The sequence below is a fragment of the Fretibacterium sp. OH1220_COT-178 genome (assembly GCF_003860125.1).
Taxonomy (GTDB): Bacteria; Synergistota; Synergistia; order Synergistales; family Aminobacteriaceae; genus CAJPSE01.
On the sequence record NZ_RQYL01000050.1, the window covers coordinates 1 to 3,846 of the forward strand.

The following is a 3,846-nucleotide window of genomic DNA, read 5'->3' on the forward strand; positions in this document are numbered from 1 at the left end:
GAAGAAGGGCAAAAACTACATGTGCAGCCAGCTCTTGAAGCCCTCCCCTACGACCTCCGACACGTCGGAGAGGATGACGAACGCCGTCGGGTCCACCGTCACCTTGCCCATTTTATCAGGCCGATTTCAGATTTTTCGGCATCGGAAACGCCCACTCAACAAGGCCGACATTACAATCATGGTCACGGACACAAACCTTTTCCTCATCCCTCTACACTCTTTCCTTCACATTGAAAATGTGATACTTTTCCCGCTCAGACAATATGAGGTGCCATGTCAACGTTAATGTCGCGGATCGGTGGATTTCTCCACCCACCCGATCGCCGGTCGCACCAGGCGAGGACGCAGGCAATGAGCGGGACGGTCTCTTGAAAGATCACCAGAGTGGTGCGGATATCTATCTGCATGGAATTCGGGTTGAGGGAGGCAACGTATCCCCACAGGGCCCACAGCGCGCCCGCGGCGCTCGCGGTCAACACGAGGGGCGCCCAGCGTCTTCGATACAGCGCCAGGTATCCACCCACGATGAGCAAAGCAGGGAATACCCGCATGCCCCACCACGATGGAGAGAGCAGCCAGAAACGGAGCTCCACCTTGGGGATCCACAGGAGGATGCTGGTGGCTATGCTGAGCAGGAGGGACGCACCTGCGGCCGCGCTTGCGGCCAGGGCCGAGCGGCGATCCCTCCTCGGGAGGAGGAACAGGCAGAGCATGACGAGCAAGGCATTGAGGAACGGCAGGGTCGCCCCCAGGCTCAAGGAACCCGGATTCTGTCGGAAATCGGCCCACGTCATGACCCAAGAGATGCAGTCCGCCAACGGATAGAGGAAGGCTATGGCGTAGGCACTCCACGCAAGGGAGGACTCCTCCGCCCCGGCAGCTCGGGACCGTTCGTCCAGGCGGCGGCCCGTATGGAGGACGGCCAGGAACAGCACCATCAGGAGCACGTTTGCCAAGACGTGCAAGATGTATAACGCTCCCAGGCCGATTGCTACCATCATGGATTCGCCCATGATTGCACGGAGCACTGCCGTGGCCGTGTATGCCGCATACATGAAGGCCTCGTAGTAGGCATAAGCCACGAGGACCCTCGGCGAGGCGAACGGGGCCAGGCTGTAGAGGTATGCGGCGCAGGGCAGAAGACAGGCGAGCAGGTGAGTGCCCGTCCTGCCGATGCTGTCGTATGCCGTCATCCTCAGGAGTACGCTCAGGAGAGTGCCCGTGCCGAAGAACTCGTTGAGGCAGACGAGGATCGTGCTCGCCAGGAGCAGCCGCCGGAGCCTCCTTTGGAGCGTCGACGCCCCCGGGAGGCCGCCGACCGCCTCGGACGCGAGCTCGCCGGATCCAAGCTCATCGAACCGCACCGGCCTCGAAGAACGTGCATCCAGGTACGCAAACAGGAACGCGGCGACGGCGGAAGCGTAGCCCATGGCCACAAAAGCCTCGAACACCGTCATAGTTGAGAACCGCAGTTCTCCATACTGCGGGGAATACGTCAGGAAATATCGCAGAAAAGGGATATCGGCAAGCTGGTACAGAGCGCCCGCCGCACCGATGCAGAGCAGCGGCCAAGCGCGTCGGTTCCGGCGCAGCGCCAGGTAGCCGCCCGTGAGGAGGGGAAGCCACAGGCACCGATAGCCCCACCAATGCCCCGAGGTCAGCAGGCGGAGCATCCTTCGCAGGGACTCCGGGTCCTCGTTGGCGAAGTAGAACGAGTAGAGGTAGAGCCCTTGATTCAAAAGCTCATAGACGCCAACTCCAATGCTCAGGGCCAGAGCCGCACGACGGTCTCGCCGGATGTGCAGGAGAAAGGCAACCGCGGCGGCTACCGCCAGGACGGACAGCGGCCAGAGGCCTTGTTCCCCGCCCTGGAACCACAAGGCAATTCTCACAAAGGTGTCCCCCAATGTGCAGCCAAACGAGAGTATCCACGCCCAGAGCGCAAATCGGCTGATGGAATACCTGTTTTCCGGCGCATTCCACGCTTCGTTCATCTTTGTCACTCCTTTAGTCGCCGATATTTGGGATCATGCCCTGCGTATCCCTCTCCCAGCAGGATACGCCATAATCGAGTTTAGCATGTTCGAGCCATGAAAAGAACCTTCTGCACAGAACGGCGTCTCGGGAACGGGCCTTTTGCAGCCGGATTACCGCGGTGCTCGGGAAATCGAACCGGCGTTGACTTTCTCAAAAAGAAACATTAGCCTCATAAATGTTGTACTTAGCAAACACGAAGGGGCTTCCTCTTTGGGCGCCCAAGGCAAAGGAGGTTGGTTCAGATATGGTCGATCAAAATATGGATGAGAACAGGAAAACGCAGGGTGAGCTCGATTTCAGGAGCCCCATCTCGGAGACGGCGCTCCTGACGCTGTACTTCAAGGCGCAGGAGACCCGAGGCCCCGACCGTATCATCGAGGACCCCAAGGTGGTCGAGATCTTGGAGAAAATCGGCGTGGACATGTCCCGATTCCGGGGCAAGAGGATGTCGCAGGTGGGGACGGTCATCCGCACGCGCCGCTTCGACCGCCAGACGCGGCGCATCCTTGCGGAATGGGACAAGCCTGTGGTCGTGTACCTAGCCTGCGGGCTGGACGACTATTTCCTGCGGACGGACTCGGGCAAGGGCGTCCAGGTGGACCTGGACCTTCCGGACATCATGGCCGTGAGGGAGCGTTTCCTTCCGGGCTCGGAGCGCAACCCGCAGAATGGGCGGCGAGGGCCTCCTTCACCGCGCATACGTCTAACAGCCCGCCGACGCCCAGCAGATTGTGTCCGCAGCCGTACCCCGGGGCCTTCGGCGCCGCGGCCTCGATGCTGGCGCTCGCGGTCTGGGACATCCCGGCCAGGGCGTCGTACTCGCCCAGAATGCCGATGGTCGGCCCGCCGTTTCCCCACTCTGTCATGAAGGCGGTCGACATATCACCCTTCTGGTGTCGTTGTTCTGAGATAATGTAGCTGCGCTAAACCTTCGGTCCACCCTATAAGTAGTCAGAGAAAAAGTCACCCCCCTCCCCCCGCGGCAGGCAGGTCTTTTGGTAATGTTCGGATATGGAGCAGGAGCGAGTGGCATTGTCACAAAAAGAGATCAAGCGCATCAAGGTCATGGAGCTGTTAGTCAATGGGAGGATGACCAATCAGGAAGCAGCGGAGTCCCTGGGCCTCTGTCGGAGGCAGAACGTTTGTGGAACACCATGCAGGACAGACTGCCCGGTAAGCTGAGACTCCTTGGCCTCACAGATATTGACGGTGTCAACAATTTCCTGCCCAAGCTCATCGCAAAACACAACGAGAAGTTTACGGTTCTGCCCGCAGAACAGGAAAGCGCCTACGTTGAGCCTGCGGAAAAGGTCGATGTGGATTTCCTTTTCGCTCACCGAGAGATGCGTAAGACGGATTGTGGCGGAAGCATTTCTTACAAAGGACGAACCTATGCCCCCGGCTCCCCCTCCCCTGAGAAAGCCTCTATGGCTCGTTCTGATGTGGAGATCAGGGAAACTCTCTCAGGAAAGACATGGGCAGTTTACAAGGGCCGGCGTATCGAGCCGAAGGAGGTGGAGAAGGCGGAGCGTGCCGCTCCGAGCAATGCGACAAAAGAAATAAGGGCAAGCCTCTGAAAGCTTACAAGCCCGCCCCGGCCCCCCCGGAAGCGATCTTTCAGGAAAAACAGTCACTCTACCCCTGCGCAGAGTGACTCGAGGGTGACCTTTTCTCTGAACACTTAGGGGGGACTTTTTCTCTGGCTGTTGACAGGGAAAGTTCGTCGGAGAGAAGGGCAAGGGCGAGTGGGTGCGCAGCAAGCCCTATGCGCTCTGTTACGACTATTACAAACTTCAGGAAAAACTGCCC

General features: G+C 59.2%; 4 protein-coding genes. 3 read left to right on the plus strand and 1 reads right to left on the minus strand.

Annotated elements, in window-relative coordinates:
- Positions 1-254 precede the first annotated feature (254 nt).
- Positions 255-1,892: a hypothetical protein gene (locus tag EII26_RS12635; protein ID WP_124889514.1), complete on the minus strand. Its 1,638-nt coding sequence runs from the start codon at positions 1,890-1,892 to the stop codon at positions 255-257.
- 61 nt (positions 1,893-1,953) lie between these two features.
- Between EII26_RS12635 and EII26_RS13215 the strand changes: the two genes are divergently transcribed.
- From EII26_RS13215 to EII26_RS12645, 3 genes are all read left to right on the plus strand, one after another.
- Positions 1,954-2,094, plus strand: coding sequence for a hypothetical protein (locus EII26_RS13215; protein ID WP_158612345.1), 141 nt, complete (start codon positions 1,954-1,956; stop codon positions 2,092-2,094).
- Positions 2,095-2,296: 202 nt separating this feature from the next.
- On the plus strand, positions 2,297-2,905 hold the full coding sequence (locus EII26_RS13645) for a class I SAM-dependent methyltransferase (RefSeq protein ID WP_342447316.1): 609 nt from the start codon (positions 2,297-2,299) through the stop codon (positions 2,903-2,905).
- A gap of 274 nt (positions 2,906-3,179) precedes the next feature.
- Positions 3,180-3,614 (plus strand): hypothetical protein, encoded by a 435-nt coding sequence (locus EII26_RS12645; RefSeq protein WP_124889515.1) that lies wholly within the window; start codon positions 3,180-3,182, stop codon positions 3,612-3,614.
- Positions 3,615-3,846: the final 232 nt, after the last annotated feature.